Annotated in this window: 16 protein-coding genes and 1 pseudogene; 13 read left to right on the top strand and 4 right to left on the bottom strand. The window is 70.2% G+C overall.

Annotated elements, in window-relative coordinates; all coding sequences use genetic code 11:
• Positions 1 to 48: 48 nt before the first annotated feature.
• From QSK18_RS25205 to QSK18_RS25175, 7 genes are all read left to right on the top strand, one after another.
• Positions 49 to 729: a hypothetical protein gene (locus QSK18_RS25205; protein WP_232813728.1), complete on the top strand. Its 681-nt coding sequence runs from the start codon at positions 49 to 51 to the stop codon at positions 727 to 729.
• Positions 726 to 1157, top strand: a complete 432-nt coding sequence (locus QSK18_RS25200) for a phage holin family protein (protein ID WP_232813729.1) — start codon at positions 726 to 728, stop codon at positions 1155 to 1157. Before QSK18_RS25205 ends, QSK18_RS25200 begins: the two co-directional genes overlap by 4 nt.
• Positions 1154 to 1867: a DUF3618 domain-containing protein gene (locus QSK18_RS25195; protein ID WP_232813730.1), complete on the top strand. Its 714-nt coding sequence runs from the start codon at positions 1154 to 1156 to the stop codon at positions 1865 to 1867. Before QSK18_RS25200 ends, QSK18_RS25195 begins: the two co-directional genes overlap by 4 nt.
• Positions 1868 to 1943: 76 nt before the next feature.
• A complete protein-coding gene (locus tag QSK18_RS25190) occupies positions 1944 to 2753 on the top strand; it encodes an SDR family oxidoreductase (protein WP_232813731.1) in 810 nt (269 codons plus the stop codon).
• A gap of 178 nt (positions 2754 to 2931) precedes the next feature.
• Positions 2932 to 4254, top strand: coding sequence for a glycoside hydrolase family 15 protein (locus tag QSK18_RS25185; protein WP_285624012.1), 1323 nt, complete (start codon positions 2932 to 2934; stop codon positions 4252 to 4254).
• Between the two features lie 109 nt (positions 4255 to 4363).
• Positions 4364 to 5395, top strand: coding sequence for a glycoside hydrolase family 26 protein (locus tag QSK18_RS25180; RefSeq protein WP_232813733.1), 1032 nt, complete (start codon positions 4364 to 4366; stop codon positions 5393 to 5395).
• A gap of 180 nt (positions 5396 to 5575) precedes the next feature.
• Entirely contained in the window at positions 5576 to 6310 is a 735-nt protein-coding gene (locus QSK18_RS25175; RefSeq protein WP_285624008.1) for a SprT-like domain-containing protein, read from the top strand.
• Positions 6311 to 6312: 2 nt separating this feature from the next.
• Here QSK18_RS25175 and QSK18_RS25170 read toward each other — a convergent pair whose 3' ends face one another.
• Positions 6313 to 6534, bottom strand: coding sequence for an RNA-binding S4 domain-containing protein (locus tag QSK18_RS25170; RefSeq protein WP_232813735.1), 222 nt, complete (start codon positions 6532 to 6534; stop codon positions 6313 to 6315).
• Between the two features lies 1 nt (position 6535).
• Between QSK18_RS25170 and QSK18_RS36030 the strand changes: the two are divergent.
• The 3 genes and pseudogenes from QSK18_RS36030 to def form a co-directional block, all read left to right on the top strand.
• Positions 6536 to 6925, top strand: a pseudogene (locus QSK18_RS36030) (DNA polymerase ligase N-terminal domain-containing protein); the annotation flags it as partial.
• A 39-nt stretch (positions 6926 to 6964) separates the two neighbouring features.
• Positions 6965 to 7174, top strand: a complete 210-nt coding sequence (locus QSK18_RS36025; protein ID WP_352396647.1) for a hypervirulence associated TUDOR domain-containing protein — start codon at positions 6965 to 6967, stop codon at positions 7172 to 7174.
• A gap of 13 nt (positions 7175 to 7187) precedes the next feature.
• Positions 7188 to 7703, top strand: a complete 516-nt coding sequence (gene def, locus QSK18_RS25160; protein ID WP_285623999.1) for a peptide deformylase — start codon at positions 7188 to 7190, stop codon at positions 7701 to 7703.
• A gap of 261 nt (positions 7704 to 7964) precedes the next feature.
• On the opposite strand, the gene QSK18_RS25155 is transcribed toward def, so the two are convergent.
• Positions 7965 to 8174: a DUF397 domain-containing protein gene (locus QSK18_RS25155; RefSeq protein WP_232813738.1), complete on the bottom strand. Its 210-nt coding sequence runs from the start codon at positions 8172 to 8174 to the stop codon at positions 7965 to 7967.
• Complete coding sequence (locus tag QSK18_RS25150; RefSeq protein ID WP_232813739.1) at positions 8125 to 9081, bottom strand: helix-turn-helix domain-containing protein; 957 nt, start codon at positions 9079 to 9081, stop codon at positions 8125 to 8127. The genes QSK18_RS25155 and QSK18_RS25150 overlap by 50 nt, the downstream gene beginning before the upstream one ends.
• Positions 9082 to 9497: 416 nt before the next feature.
• On the opposite strand from QSK18_RS25150, the gene QSK18_RS25145 reads away from it, so the two are divergent.
• Complete coding sequence (locus QSK18_RS25145) at positions 9498 to 9944, top strand: hypothetical protein (protein ID WP_232813740.1); 447 nt, start codon at positions 9498 to 9500, stop codon at positions 9942 to 9944.
• Between the two features lie 399 nt (positions 9945 to 10343).
• Here the strand turns inward: QSK18_RS25145 and QSK18_RS25140 are convergent, their stop codons facing one another.
• Positions 10344 to 12485 (bottom strand): RecQ family ATP-dependent DNA helicase, encoded by a 2142-nt coding sequence (locus QSK18_RS25140; protein WP_285623994.1) that lies wholly within the window; start codon positions 12483 to 12485, stop codon positions 10344 to 10346.
• Between the two features lie 140 nt (positions 12486 to 12625).
• Between QSK18_RS25140 and QSK18_RS25135 the strand changes: the two genes are divergently transcribed.
• Both QSK18_RS25135 and QSK18_RS25130 read left to right on the top strand, forming a co-directional pair.
• Positions 12626 to 13765, top strand: a complete 1140-nt coding sequence (locus QSK18_RS25135; protein ID WP_232813742.1) for a GGDEF domain-containing protein — start codon at positions 12626 to 12628, stop codon at positions 13763 to 13765.
• A 50-nt stretch (positions 13766 to 13815) separates the two neighbouring features.
• Positions 13816 to 14724 carry a DegV family protein gene (locus tag QSK18_RS25130; protein WP_285623991.1) on the top strand — a complete coding sequence of 303 codons (909 nt, stop codon included), beginning with the start codon at positions 13816 to 13818 and terminating at the stop codon, positions 14722 to 14724.
• Positions 14725 to 14932 lie beyond the last annotated feature (208 nt).

Below are 14932 nucleotides of genomic sequence, written 5' to 3'. Positions count from 1 at the left end.
CCCGAATCCGATTACTCTGCAGGGTCTTCCAGCGAGTCCACGCCCGGTGTGGCGAAGGAGCAGGCCGCCCAGGTCGGGCAGGGCGCCACCGAAGCCGGCCGCCGGGTCGCCTCGGTCGCCTCCGAGCAGGCCTCCACCGTGGCCTCGGAGGCCGCCGGTCAGGCCAAGAACCTCTACGAGCAGACCCGTCAGGAGCTGCAGGGACAGGCCGCCACGCAGCAGGAGCGGCTGGCCGAGAGCATCCGCTCGCTGAGCACCGAGCTGGCCTCGATGGCCGACCGGGGCAACGCGGGCCCCGCCTCCGACCTGGTGCGCGAGGCCTCCGGCCGGGCCAGTGACGTGGCCGGCTGGCTGGACCAGCGCGACCCGGGAGGCGTGCTCCAGGAGGTAACCGACTTCGCCCGCCGCCGTCCGGGCACGTTCCTGGCGATCGCGGCCGGGGCCGGCCTGATCGCCGGGCGGCTCACCCGCGGGGCGATCAGCGAGGCCAAGAACGAGTCCCAGTCCACCTCTGCGGCAACGGGTTACACCACCGGCCCGTCGTTCGCGACCCCGCCCGCGCCGGCTGCTCCGGTTGCCGGGACCACCGGGGCTCCGGTGCCCGGCTACCCGCACCCCACTCCGGCCGAGTCGGTCGTCGACCCGCTGGCCGACCCGGTGCCGTACGAGCGCTACGAAGAGACCGTTCCGGGCACCAGCTTCCCGGCTGATCGCCGGGAGGGGCTGTGACCACCACGCCCGACGCCCAGGCGCCCCGTCCCACCCCCACCGGTGAGACGCCGTCGATCGGTGAACTGCTCGGCGACATCACCCGCGACCTGTCCACCCTGATGCGCCAGGAGGTCGAGCTCGCCAAGGCCGAGCTCCGGCAGTCGGCGAAGCAGTCGGGCAAGGGCGCCGGAATGCTCGGTGCCGCAGGGGTTGTCGGCCACCTCGCGGTGGTGTTCCTGCTGATCGCGATCTGGTGGGGTCTGGGCAACGAGATCGGCCGTGGCTGGTCCGGCCTGATCGTGGCGGTGGTTCTCGCCGTGATCGCCGCCGTGCTGGGCGTTCTGGGCCGTAACCAGGTGAAGGCGGCGCCCGGCCTGGGCCGGACCGCGGACAGCGTGAAGCGCATCCCGGATGCGGTCAAGGGCAACGAAGGGAACGTGCGATGAGCCAGCCGACCTACGGCAGTGAGACCCCGCGCAACGAGACCCCCGAAGAGATCCGGGCGCGGATCGAGAACACCCGCCAGGAACTGAGTACCGACGTCAACACGCTCGCCGAGACGGTCCGGCCGAGCAATGTCGCCAAGCGTCAGGCGGACAAGGCCCGCGACGCCGTGGGCAGCGTCCGCGACCGGGTGATGGGTACCGCCGGCACAGCGAAGGAGAAGGTCATGGGTAGCGCCTCGAGCGCCGGGAACAGCGCGTCCTCCACCCTGGGGGACGCCCGCAGCGCCGTCGGCTCGGCGGCCTCGTCGTCGCAGGAGGCCGTGGCCTCGGCCGCCGCCACCTCGCAGGAGGCGATCGCGGCCGCCCCGGGTGCGGTGAAGGCCCGCACCGAGGGCAACCCGCTCGCCGCCGGCCTGATCGCCTTCGGCGCGGGCATGCTGCTGGGCTCGCTGCTGCCGGCCACCCGCAAGGAGGAGGAGGCCGTGGCGGCGCTGAAGGAGAACGCCTCGACCCTCACCGGCCCGGCCTCCGAGGTGGCCCAGGAAGTCGGCCAGCACCTGCGCGAGAGCGCCCAGGAGGCTGCCGAGTCGGTGCGCTCCACCGCCGGTGAGGCGGCCCAGACGGTGAAGGACGAGGCCGCTTCGGCCGGGCAGGACGTCAAGGACCAGGGTGTCCAGGCCAAGGAGCGGGTGCAGGAAACCCGTTCCTGATTCAGCTCCACGTCGTGGCCAGGGCGGATCGTGCAGAATTCGGCACGATCCGCCCTTACGTGTTTGGAGGCTGACGATGAGCGCACCGAATGGTTTCCGGCCGCGCACCGCGATCGTGACCGGCGCGCAGTCCGGGATCGGCCGGGCCACCGCCCTGGCGCTCGCCGAGGCCGGTCTGGACGTGGGGCTGACCTGGTTCGACGACGAGGCGGCGGCGGCCCGGGTGGCGGCGCAGATCGAGGCCCGGGGCCGGCGTGCGGTGCTGGCCCGGCTGGACACCGGTGACCCCGGATCGTGTGCGGCGGTGATCGAGGCGCTGATCGCCGGGCTCGGCGGGCTGCAGGTGTTCGTCAACAACGCCGGGATGGGGCAGGCCTCGCCGTTCCTGCAGATGGAGCTGGACACCTGGCGGCGGGTGGTCGCGGTCGACCTGGACGGCGCCTTCGTGTGCCTGCAGACCGCCGCGCGGGCGATGGTCGAGGCCGGGGAGGGCGGTCGCCTGATCGCCGTCACCAGCGTGCACGAGCATCAGCCGCGGGTCGGGGCCGCGGCCTACGACGCGGCCAAGGCCGGGCTGGGGGCGTTGATCAAGACCGCTGCGCTGGAACTCGGCGAACACGGGATCACGGCCAACAGCGTGGCGCCCGGCGAGATCGCCACGGCGATGAACCGGACCGAGGGCGTGGACCCGCACACGATCAGTCGTCCCGGGGTTCCTCTGGGCCGTCCGGGCGATCCCCACGAGGTGGCCGCGGTGATTGCTTTCCTGGCCTCCCCGGCGGCCAGTTACGTCACGGGGGCCTCCTGGTCGGTGGACGGCGGGATGCTCAACATGGGCCCGCAGGGCGGATCGCACCTCAAGGCGGACGACTGGCGTCGCGTTTGAGTCGAGACCTGGGGCTGAGCAGCGGTGTGGTTCCTGGGAGAGTGGGCTTGTGAGCCCGGTCGATCTTGCCTCCGAACCTGTCTCCGGCACGGATGCCGGGGACCGGACCACAGCGGCGGGCGCCGCCGTCGACGGTCCAGGCCCACGAGCGTCCTCAAGCCAGAAAGCTCTGCGGATCGTGACGGTGGTGACCGTGATGCTCGTGCTGGCCGCGGGGGTCATGCGGCTGGAGCAGCGCCGGGAGCGATCCGCGAACTTGGCGGCACCCCTGCTTACCCAGGTGGTGGGGATCGGACCAGACGGCACTCGCATCCCCATCTCTCCCGAGACCGACCCATCGGTGGTCGACTTCTACCCCGGCACCCGCGTGCTTACCCCCGACTCGGCCGCGCTGCTGACCAGAACCACAGTCACAACAGAGGACGCGTCGGCGTCAGCCGCGCTGGCCGCGCAGCAGAGGGAGTGGGTCGAGTCAGGCACGATTCCGGGGGCCGGCGGGCCCTACGCGGAGATGGTCGAGACTGCGCTGCTGGACATCCACACGCTCCTGTTGGACAACGGTGCCTCCCTGGCGGCCTGGCCGGGAGCCTGGCGGTACGTCTGGCCCAGGGACGCGGCCTTCGTGGCCGTAGCTCTCACCGTCTCGGGGCATCCGGAAGACGCGCTGCGAGTGCTGGAGTTCGTGCAGCGGCAGCAACCCTCGGACGGGGTCTTCGAGGCGCGCTACCTGCCGGACGAGACCGGGGTGCCCGATGCCCGGGGCAAACAGTCGGACGGTCTCGGCTGGGTGCTGTGGGCGACGTTGCGGCTGGTCGAGTCGTTGCCTGAGGCCGATCGCGAAGCGGTTCTGACCACGCTGCGCCCCATGATCGATTCCTCTACCGACGCGGCGCTCCGCCTGACCGACACGGCAGATGCCCTCCCTCCGCACTCCCAGGACTACTGGGAGGTGCCGATGTACCGGCTGAGTCTGGGCACTGCTGCCCCCATCGCCCTGGGCCTACGGTCGGCAAGTGCGTTGCAGGGCATGCTCGGCGCCCGTACTACCGCGAGGTCGGCTGAGCGCCGGGCCGATCGGCTGGAGAAGAGCATCGCCACCGAGTTCGGTGCCCACGGCTACCCCCGGGAACTGGGCGGGGACGCCTCAGACGCATCGCTCTCGTTCCTGCTGCCTCCCTTCACCGCCAAGGCCTCCCCAGCGGTCGTACGGGCCTGGCGTAAGGCTGGGCGTGAGATGGCGCGACCGGCCGGTGGGCTGGCGCCGGGAGTGGGCTGGCGCAACGACGGCATCAGCTGGACGCCGCAGACCGCCCTGTTCGCCCTGACCGGCGCGGCGATCGGCGACACCGGTAGCGCTACGTGGCGGATGAACTGGCTGCGCGACCATCGCACCGCCTACGGCTCGATCGCGGAAAAGGTGACCAGTGCTGGGGCCCCGGCCGGCCCGGCCCCGCTGGCCTGGTCCGACGCCGTCACAGTGCTCACTGCTGACCTGCTTTGACCAGCAGTGACTCAGCCGACCGGGGGACACGTCCGCCACTTTAGTTACAGAGCGGAGTGCTACCGTCACGAACGGTAAGCCGTTGCTCGCTCTGCGCTTTGGGGATGTCGTGAAAATCAGACGCTCGGTCCTCTGTTCCGTCGGTGCGGTGGGGGCCGCGATGCTCGCCGCCACCACCCTGACCATGATCGGGACGACCACGTCGGCGACCGCCGCCACGCCGCCGAAGCTGCCGAAGAAGCAGTCCGGCATGGCCTGGGCGAGCGGCGCCTACATGCCCGACTACGTGCCCTCGGCCCAGGTCGACTTCGGGGAGCAGCGGGGGGCGGCCTCCGACGTGGCCCTGACCTACGCCGGCCGGGCCAACTGGACCGAGATCTCCAACCCGGAATGGCTGATGCAGACCTGGAAGGGGGCGCCGCAGACCCTGGTGATCAGCACCGCGCCCTTCCCCGAGACCGGAGGCTGGACCCTGGCCGCCTGTGCCCGGGGCAAGTACAACAAGTACTGGCAGACGTTCGGCCGCAACGCCGCCGCGACCGGTTCGGCCGACCGCACGATCGTGCGCCTGGCCTGGGAGTTCAACGGAACCTGGGTGGCCTGGGCGGCCTACAACCCGGTGCACTTCGTGAAGTGCTGGCGGCACGTGTTCAACTCGGCCGAGTCGCAGGCCCCGGGTCTGCGCTGGGACTGGTCGGTGAACCGGGGGATCGGCGACGCGCTGAGCGACGCCACCAAGGCCTGGCCGGGGCGCAAGTACGTGGACTACGTGGGCATCGACAGCTACGACGGATACCCGGCGGTGACCACCAAGGCCGGCTGGGAGAAGCAGCTCAACGGCAACCAGGGGCTGCGCTACTGGGCCCGGTTCGCCAAGGCCAAGGGCAAGCGGCTGACCGTGCCGGAGTGGGGCCTGTACCCGGGCTACGCCTGGAAGGGCAACGGCGGCGGGGACAACGCCAACTACATGCGCAAGATGTTCGGTTTCTTCCGGGAGAACCGGGCCAACCTGGCCTACGAGGCGTACTTCAACAGCACCGATCCGGCCCATGCCGGTGCACTCAGCCTGAACCCGAAGGCTCGCGCTGAGTATCGCCGGCAGGTCAGATCCGCGATCCGGCTGGCCCGCTCCACGCGGTAGACCTGCGGGGTTTCGCAGGGCGTTGTACGCCTGATTGCCTGCGGTTGAAAAGTGGTGGCGGACAGTGACCTTCGCCGTCCGAAGAACTTTTCCACAGAATCGCCCGGCGAGGCCCAAGTTGTCGGTGGGTACGCCTAGTCTCATCTCCACCTTGAGGATCGTCGGTAGGGAGCGGCAAGGGTGGAGCTCATCCAGGCGCGGGCACTCGCGGTCGGGCTCATGCGGCATCACGGGCTCTCCGGCTGGCGGCTCGTGTTCGACAACGCCAAGACGCGGGCCGGCATCTGCCGGGCCGAACCCCGCGAGATCGGTCTCAGCCGGGTCCTCGCCCAGCTGCACAGCCGGGCCGAGGTCACCGAGACCGTGCTGCACGAGATCGCCCACGCACTGGTCGGCCCGCACCACGGGCACGACGAGGTCTGGCAGGCCAAGGCCCGCCAGATCGGCTGCTCGGGCACCCGGACCATCCCGGTGGACGCACCGCGTCCACCGGGCCCGTGGAAGGGCACCTGCGCGCGGGGGCACTCGATCACCCGGCACCGTCAGCCGGTCCGGGTGCAGTCCTGCGGTGAGTGCTCACGCACCTTCGACCCGAGCGCGTTGCTCGACTGGACGCGCAACGGCGAGGTGGTGCCCATGCACCCCAGCTACGTGGCCGAGCGGCGCTGGGTGCAGCAGCGGGTGCGGCCGGCCCGGCCCGAGCCGGCGGTGGCGGCCCGGGGGGCGCTGCCCGAGCCGGCGGTCACCGGCCGGGCCGCGGCGCTGCTGCCGATCGGCACCCGGGTGCGGCTGATCTGCCCGGGCAAGTACTCGGGCAGCACCGGGAAGGTGATCAAGATCGGCCGTACCCGCTACCACGTGCAGGTCCGGCGGCAGCTGCTCACGGTCCCGTTCGCCCAGGTGGAACGCTGCTGAGCTCAGCCCCGGGTGATGGTCCAGCTGCCGGAGGCAGTGGTCACCACGTCGCCGGGGCGCAGCTTGCGGCCCCGGCGGCTCTCGGGCTCACCGTTCACGTCCACGTCGCCCGAGGCGATCATGAGCTTGGCGTCCCCGCCGCTGTCGATCGCCCCGGCAAGCTTGAGGAACGACCCGAGCGGGATGTACTCGTCACTGATCTCGACTTCAACCACGCAGGACATGATGCAGCGTGAGCCGGGGACGCCCCAAAATCGCAGGGTGGAGTCATCGGCGCGCCGACCGTCCTTCGTTCTGCATGACCATCGGGTGCCCCGGCCGCACTTCGACCTGCGGCTGGAGCAGGACGGGGTGCTGCGCTCGTGGGCCGTGCCCCGCGGCCTGCCCGACTCGCCGCGGCACAACCGCCTCGCCGTGGCGGTGCCGGACCACCATCTGGACCACCTCACCTACACCGACGAGAACAAGTTCATCGCCGACATCGGCTGGTGGGAAGAAGAAGACCGCAACCCCCGCCGGTTCGTCTTCGTCCTGCACGGGCGCGACGGCTCGTCCCGGTACGCGCTGATCCGTACCGACACCGACTGGCTGCTGCACCGCACCAAGGAACAGCCTCCGGTCGCGGGCGCTGCGCAGGCGGGCCAAGCTGCTGCAATGTCGCAGATCAAGGTGGGGGACAAGGTCTCCTGGAACACTCCGCAGGGCGCCACCCACGGCGTGGTGAAGGAGGTCAAGAAGAAGGACTTCCAGCTCGCCAAGCAGAAGTTCACGGCCAGCGAGGACGAGCCGATGTACGTGGTCGAGAGCGACAAGAGTGGCCACCGGGCGGCGCACAAGGCGGGGGCGCTGACCAAGAGCTCCTGAGTACTCTTCGGGGGTGGCGAAGCGGAGGACGACAGTCAGAAGAGCCCCGAAGCCGGCTCCGGTCCGTCAGCTGGGCGACCCGGTCCTGCGCACCAAGGCCGACCCGGTCACGGTGTTCGACGAGGCCCTGGCCGAGACGGTCGAGCTGATGTTCGCGTCGATGTACCAGGCCCGCGGGGTGGGACTGGCGGCGAACCAGATCGGGCTCAGTCACGCGCTCTTCGTGATGGACTGCGAGGGCGTGGTGGCGGTGGTCGCCAACCCGCGCATCACCGAGCTGTCCGAAGAGGTGGAGACCGGGCCCGAGGGCTGTCTGTCGGTCTCCGGGCACAGCTATCCGACCGCCCGGGCCCGGCGGGCCACCGTGGTCGGGCAGGACCAGACCGGGGCCCCGATCGAGATCACCGGCGAGGGGGAGGTCGCGCGCTGTCTGCAGCACGAGAGCGACCACCTGATCGGGAAGGTCTACCTGGACCGGCTGAGCGGTGACGTGCGCCGGCGGGCCCGGCAAGAGGTCGAGACGGTGTGAGAGTTCGTCGCTGTCCGCGACTAATGCCAGGTGAAAACCCTCTCGGCCGTCAGGAACTGTTCACCCGGCGATGACTACGCCTAGAAGCAGTGGGCCCGGGAATACGCAGTTCGTTTCATAAGGATGGAAATTCCGGTCAGCCGGCCAGCAATTCTTTTCCGGCTTTTGATGCCGGGCTACGACGGAGGCCGGCGAACTTCACGTGGTTGCGCCGGCCTCCGGATCAGCGGGAGCTCCTCACGGTTCGAAGAGCGGTGGTGCTCAGATGTCGAACTCGCCGTCCCGGGCCCCGCCCACGAACGCCTCCCACTCGGCCCGAGTGAAGGCGAACGGCGCGACATCTGGGTTCTTGCTGTCCCGCAGGAGAACCTGCCCGGTGCTGGGCAGCAGGTTCGTGGCTACCTCGACACAGGCGTTGCCGTTACCGCTGCGGCTGCTCTTGAACCATTCGGGAGTGGGGTTCTCCGTCACTGTGCAATCCTTCCAGGAAGGTGGTCAGTACCGAACGGCTGGCGCCAGGATCGAGCGCGTTATTGAGAACGTCCGACCAGACCAGTCGGTAACTGTGCACCTCGGCCGGTTTCGTGAGATACATGGCGCCAGTCAGCGAGTCAGAATACGCCATTGGTGGTTCCAGAGGCTCGTCCGTGAACGGGTCGCGGGGGAAATGCAGAAGAATGAAGGAACCACTCGCGACACCACCGTGCATTCCCGTCTCCCAGGGCACCACGCGCAGTTCCACGTTCATCCGCTGCGTGACGTCGAGCAGGTGTTCGAGCTGTTCCCGGGCGACCTCCTCGCCCATGCCCAGCAGCCGGTGCAGCACGGCCTCGCAGATCGCCACCTCCAGCCGCGGCGCCATCGGCCGGGTGAGCAGACTCTGCCGTTCCATCCGGGCCTGCACCCGGCGGGCGGCCTCGGCCTCGTCGACGTAGCCGGGTGGGACCTGCATGACCCGCTCGGCATAGCTCTTGGTCTGCAGTAGACCGGGCACCAGTTCCTGCTCGTAGTACTGGATCACCGCCGCCGAGTCCTCCAGCGAGACGTACATCGCGAACCACGGGGGCAGGGAGGTCTCGGTGTAGTCGTGCCACCAGGACTTGCGCGGGCCCAGGCGGGTCTCCGCGGTCAGCGCCATCAGCACCTCCCGGTCGGTGCCGGAGGCGTTGTACTGGTCGAGCATGTGGCGGACCTGCACGTCGCGGAACTTCACGCCGTCGTTGCCGTTCTCCATCCGGATCAGCGTGGACTTGCTCAGCTCGACCCGCTCGGCCGCCTGGTCCTGGGTGAGCCCGGCCTGCACGCGCAGGCGCTCGAAATGCCGCCCGATGTGGCGGCGCAGCAAGGCGATCCCGATGGTTCCGGCCGGTTCAGCCATGACGCTAGACCTTTCCATCTGATTCCTCTTGTCAGGCAATTGAATATCACCTACTGACGAGTTCGATTGCCGGACGGCGATTTGCCACGAGTTTTTCAGCAAACCGCTTCTGATAGTTGTCAATTCGGTGGCGAAGGAGTTAGATGCAGGTCATCTCGAAGAACCGGGATCTGTCGGGAGTTGTGCAGTCCGCGTGAGAGGGCTCGGCGGTGGAAAGTCCAGAGACGCGTGTTCCTGGTGTGATCGGTGATTCGGGAATGGCGCAGGGGGCAGGAAGTTTCGCCCGTCCAAACCTTTCGGGCGTCGGCGCACTCCCGCGGCAGGGGTCTGTTCCTGATGCGACTTCTGGGGTGAGTGCTGTGGCCGCGGGGCATCGTCGGCCGCGCATTCTTGATCCCTGGTCCGGGGTGGACCCGATGGAATGGGTCGGTCGATTCCGGATCGACCTGCTGAACGGTCGTGGCTGGCCGGCGCCGCCCGCCGAGATCGAGGTGCGGCGTGAAACCGTGCATCTGAGGCATCAATTGGTTGAGATGTCCGTTGTGTCACGCCGGTTGTTCGCCGAGTGGCTGGCTGGACCGTCCGATGCGATGGATTCCGCCGCAGTCGGCCCGGCCGGTGCTGCTTCCCGCCCGGTGATCCGCACTTCGATCGGAACTTCGGTCGGTGCCGCTGATCACGCCGTGACTGGCGCTGCGGCTGCTCCAGTGGTTGCTCCAGTGGCCGGCTCTCTGCTGGCCCGGCCGATGGTGGCGGGCAGCGTGGCCTGGGCCTGGGAGCGGGGCGCGTTGATGCTGACGGTGGGCAGTGCCCGCTATCGCCTCACAGACGATTCCCGCCGGCAAGTCGTGCTGTTGGTCTGAACTTCGGTGGTGCTGCCTCGGGTTTTCGCCCAGGGAGCACCCCCTGCTGAGCGGCCCGTTCCCTGGGCCGCGTCTGTGTCGGTCGTCTTCCGGACGGCCACACCCCTTGATCGGCTCGGCCCTCGCCGACGCGCTTCCCTCCGCGCGTTCGTCCTCTCCCCGGGGGTGGCGAGGGCCGAGCCTTTGTCTGTGCACAGGGCGTGCGTCGGGCCCAGTCGCTGTCGCCCCGACACGCGGCCGGCCTCGCTCGGAACCCGGCCAGGGCCCGATCGTCAAGCCACCGCAACCACTAAAGCCGCCGTCAAGCTGCGGGCAGCCGCACCCCACCGACACACGTCGGCCCGCTTCGACTCTGTAAGCGGGCCGAGCGCCGGCGCCCCCGGGAGTCCGCGCCACGTTTCAGTTGGTCGCGAGCACCAGCGGATACACCGCCGAGGCGCCGGCCTTGCGGAGCTGACGGGCCACCACGGTCAACGTCCAGCCGGTGACGGTGCGGTCGTCGATCAGGAGGACGGGCTGTCCCTCTAGACCAGGCGCGCCTTCGACCGGGACGAGGGTGTACCGGTTGGCCACGGCGAGCACACGCTGGGCCGAGTTGGCCGTGCCCTCGTCCGGCGGGATCGACGGGTCGGGCACGAGGCGGGCGGCGATCGGCAGGCGGAGGTACTTGGAGAGGCCCTCGGCCAGGTGGCGGACCAGATGCGGCCGCGACAACGACTCGATCACCACGATGCACTGGGGCCGCTCGGGCATCTCCCAGTGGTCGAGCACCGCCACGATGGCGTGCCGCAGCGGCACCGGGACCTCGCCGTCGGGCGTGTCGGGGGCGAAGAGCTCCCGCAGTTGCGCACCCCAGCCGAGATCGGTGACACCGGCGATCGCCCGCCCCGGCCCGGCCTGCTCGGCCGGAGCGATGCGTCCCTTCAGGGACAGGCCGAGCTCGGCCAGGCCATTGGGCCACTGCTTGCGAGCCTCCACCGGCACTCCCGGACGGTCGAGCACCTCACCGGCCGACTGCACGTCGGACTCGGCCACGTTCACGTCGAGCTGAACCCCGCCGCAGCGGTCGCACCGGCCGCAGGGAGCGGCCGCGTCGTCGTCGAGGGTGCGCCGCAGGAACTGCATCCGGCACCCGGTGGTGTGGACGTAGTCGAGCATCGACTGTTCCTCGGCCCGCCGGGCCGCCCGCACCCGTTCGTACCTGTCTTCGTCGTACTGCCAGGGCCTACCGGTGCTGACCCAGCCGCCGCGCACCCGCTGCACCGCGCCGTCCACGTCGAGCACCTTGAGCATCATGTCCAGCCGGGTGCGGCTCAGGTCGACCCGGGTCTCCAGCAACTGGGTGGACATCGCCCCTTCGCGGTCGGCCAGCGCCTCCAGCGTGGCCCGCACCTGGTGCTCGGCCGGGAAGGCGAGGCCGGCGAAGTAGTTCCAGACCTCGCGGTCCTCGCGGCCGGGCAGCAGCACCACCGTGGCCTGGGACAGCCCGCGCCCGGCGCGCCCGACCTGCTGGTAGTAGGCGATCGGCGAGGGCGGCGCCCCGAGGTGGATCACGAAGCCGAGATCCGGCTTGTCGAAACCCATGCCCAGGGCGGAGGTGGCGACCAGCGCCTTGACCCGGTTGCCCAGCAGATCGGCCTCGGCGGCCCGGCGCTGCGTCTCTTCGGTCTGACCGGAGTAGGCCGCGACCTCGTACCCGGCCGCCCGCAGGTGCTCGGCGACCTGCTCGGTGGCGGCCACAGTGAGGCAGTAGATGATGCCCGAGCCCGGCAGCGTGCGCAGATTCTCCGCCAGCCAGGCCAGACGCTGCGCCGGGTTGGCCAGCTCGACCACGGCCAGGTGCAGCGAGGCCCGGTCCAGCGTGCCGCGCAGCACCAGCACGTCGTCCAGAGTGGATGTTCCGGTGACCGACAACTGTTCGGCGACGTCGGACGTCACTCGTTGGTTCGCCGTTGCCGTGGTGGCCAGGACCGGGATGCCCGCGGGCAGTTCGGCCAGCAGGGTGCGGATGCGCCGGTAGTCGGGCCGGAAGTCGTGGCCCCAGTCGGAGACGCAGTGCGCCTCGTCGATGACCACCAGGCCGGTGGCCGCGGTGAGCCGGGGGAGGGCGCGCTCGCGGAAGTCCGGGTTGTTCAGGCGCTCGGGCGAGACCAGCAGCACGTCGACCTCGCCGGCCTCGATCGCCCGGTAGACCTCGGCCCACTCCTCGGCGTTGGAGGAGTTGACCGTGACCGCCCGGATGCCCGCCCGCTCGGCCGCGGCGATCTGGTTGCGCATCAGCGCCAGCAGCGGGGAGATGATGATGGTCGGCCCGGCCCCGGCCGCCCGCAGCAGCGCGGTGGCCACGAAGTAGACCGCGGACTTACCCCAGCCGGTGCGCTGCACCACCAGGGCCCGCCGATGATCGACCACCAGCGCCTCGATCGCCACCCACTGGTCTTCGTGCAGCTGGGCCTGGGGCGAACCGACCAGCCCACGCAGTGCCTCTTCGGCACGGGCGCGGACCTCGGAGCTGCGGGTGGCGGTAGGTGTGGTGGTCACGCACCCGAGACTGCCACGCACCTCCGACAGTTCTGAACTCCGAACCTCGCACCTGTGGATGAACCGGTGTTCGTGTGGGTCAGGACCGGTGGGACGGACGTCACCTCAAGCGGGGTGCGCCCGCGGCCGATTCCCTCCTCGTGAGTCCTGCCTACCTCGCGCCCAGAGCCGGTGACGCCACCAGCCTCGGCCTGCCCCGTCTCTGCCTCGGCTTCGCCGCCATCCATGCGGTCAGCGCCGTCCTCGGCCTGTTCATGGAGATCCAGTACCGCGGGGTGCTGATCGCCGTCGACGGCGTCTGCGCCCTGCTGTTCGTGCTGATCGCCTTCATGGCCTCGAGCCGGCGGCTGCCCGGCTGGCGGCGGGAGACCGCGGCCGCCGTGGTGCCGATCATGGCGGCGAGCGCGGCCTGCGCCCGGGCCGGGCTGATCGACCAGTACTGGCCGGCCGCGGAACTGATCGTGGCCGCGGCGGCCGCCTGCGTCGTCTCGGCCCGGAACTGGTTCTGGTCGGTGCTGGCGGCCTGCGGTGCACTGTGGGTGGGGTGCGTCGCCACCGCCGCCGCCAGGGGCGGCTTCACCGTCGACGAGGCAGCGCGCTGGGTGAACGTGCTGCTGCTGGTGATCGCGGCCGGCGTACTGGCCGCAGCCGTCCGTAGGGCTCGCACCAGTGCGGCGATGGCCCTGGTCGATGCGCACCGGCAGGTGATGGAGCAGTCCGTGAAGGACCCGCTGACCGGGGTGGCCAACCGTAAGGGGCTGGAGCTGGTGGCTCGCCCGATGATCGACCTGGCCCGCCGGCAGGGACATGCGGTGCATGCGCTGGTGGTGGACGTGGACACGCTGCGCGGGATCAACGAGGAACACGGGATCCGCGACGGGGACGAAGTGCTGGTCGCGGTGGCGCAGGCACTAGGATCGGCCACCCGGGCGACCGACGTGGTGGCGCGCTGGGCCGGTGACGAGTTCGTGATGATCGGCCCCGGCACCGGAACCTCGCCCCTGGAGATGGAGCGGCGGATCCGGGCGCACCTGGCCGAGACCCTGAAGCTGCCGAAGGAGACCTGGCAGGGGCGGGTCAGCGCGGGCATCGCCACGCTGGTGCCCTGGGACGCCGACGACCTCGAAGGACTGCTCGAGCGGGCCATCCAGGACCTGTCGCTGCGCCGCTCGCTGAAGCGCCGGGCCGCCGCGCGGATGGCTGAGGAGGACGAGGCGCTGACCAACGTGCCGGCGCCGGACGTGCCCGAGAAGGCCGGAAAGCCCGAACCGGAGGCCTGATCGCCCGGCGGCGTCCCGGTTCGGCAAGATCCGCGCTAGCCTCGGCGACCATGGCCGGTTCCGTAGCCGTCGTGACCGATTCCACCGCCTACCTGCCGGCTTCGATGGTGGCAGAGCTAGGTGTAACGGTGGTCCCGCTGCAGGTCGTCGTGGGTGGGGTGTCCCGTCCCGAAGACATCGGCTCGGACACCGAGATCACCTTCGGGGCGGACGAGGTGGTGGCCGCGCTGCGGGCGAACCGGCCGGTCACCACGTCGCGCCCCTCCCCCCAGGTCTTCGTCGACACGTATCGGCGTCTGCAGGCCCGCGGGCACACGGCAGTGGTCTCGGTACATCTCTCCGGCGATATCTCCGGGACGGTGGCCGCGGCCCGGTTGGCGGCCTCCGAGGTGGCCGCGGGTGGCTTGAAGGTGGACGTGATCGACTCCCGGTCGCTGGGGATGGGACTCGGGTTCGGCGTGCAGGCGGCCGCTGAGGCGGCTGCCGGGGGAGCCGACGGGCCCGACGTGGCGCGGATCGCGGCCCGTCGCTCGCTGAACAGCTCGATCTACATCTATCTGGACACCCTGGAGTTCCTTCGCCGCGGAGGCCGGATCGGCGCGGCCAAGGCCTGGCTCGGGTCCGCGCTCACGATCAAACCGGTCCTGGCCCTGGCCGACGGCCGGCTCGAGCCGCTCGAACGCGTCCGCACCACGCAGCGTGCTCTGACCAGGCTCCTCGAGCTGGCGGTGAGCGAGGTGGACGGGGTGGATCCCAGCAAATTTGAGGACGACGGCGGCGTCCGGATGGCTGTTCATCACTTGTCTGCACCGGAGCGGGCGACCGAACTGGCCGAACGGCTGCACGAACACCTGCCCTCCCTGGCCGAGGTACCGGTCGTGGAGGTGGGCCCGGTGATCGGCGCCCATGTCGGTCCCGGGGCCGTGGGAGTGGTCGTGGCCCGCGGCCTGGACAGCTGATCTGCCGCGGTTTCGTGCCTGCCTTGACCGGTACGAACCGGGGTTTGTCCACAGGTAGATCCTTGGGGTGGCTCCTCGCTGAGGTGTGCGCCTAGCTTCGATTCATGGGATCGGAGCGTGAGACAGGCCGCAGAGCGCGAGTTCTCGGCGCCGACGACCAGCACGGCCACGAGCCCTGGCCGCAGACCTGGTCGAGCGCCGGCGACGA

Origin of the sequence: Kineosporia sp. NBRC 101677 (assembly GCF_030269265.1) — a bacterium.
Taxonomy (GTDB): domain Bacteria; phylum Actinomycetota; class Actinomycetes; order Actinomycetales; family Kineosporiaceae; genus Kineosporia; species Kineosporia rhizophila.
This window is presented reverse-complemented; position numbering and strand designations above follow the sequence as displayed.

Coding starts and splice junctions, on each gene's coding strand:
- QSK18_RS25190 (WP_232813731.1), top strand. CDS start 1,944: ATGAGCGCACCGAATGGTTTCCGGCCGCGCACCGCGATCGTGACCGGC.
- QSK18_RS25195 (WP_232813730.1), top strand. CDS start 1,154: ATGAGCCAGCCGACCTACGGCAGTGAGACCCCGCGCAACGAGACCCCC.
- QSK18_RS25130 (WP_285623991.1), top strand. CDS start 13,816: ATGGCCGGTTCCGTAGCCGTCGTGACCGATTCCACCGCCTACCTGCCG.
- QSK18_RS36025 (WP_352396647.1), top strand. CDS start 6,965: ATGTCGCAGATCAAGGTGGGGGACAAGGTCTCCTGGAACACTCCGCAG.
- QSK18_RS25145 (WP_232813740.1), top strand. CDS start 9,498: ATGGAATGGGTCGGTCGATTCCGGATCGACCTGCTGAACGGTCGTGGC.
- QSK18_RS25150 (WP_232813739.1), bottom strand. CDS start 9,081: ATGGCTGAACCGGCCGGAACCATCGGGATCGCCTTGCTGCGCCGCCAC.
- QSK18_RS25170 (WP_232813735.1), bottom strand. CDS start 6,534: ATGTCCTGCGTGGTTGAAGTCGAGATCAGTGACGAGTACATCCCGCTC.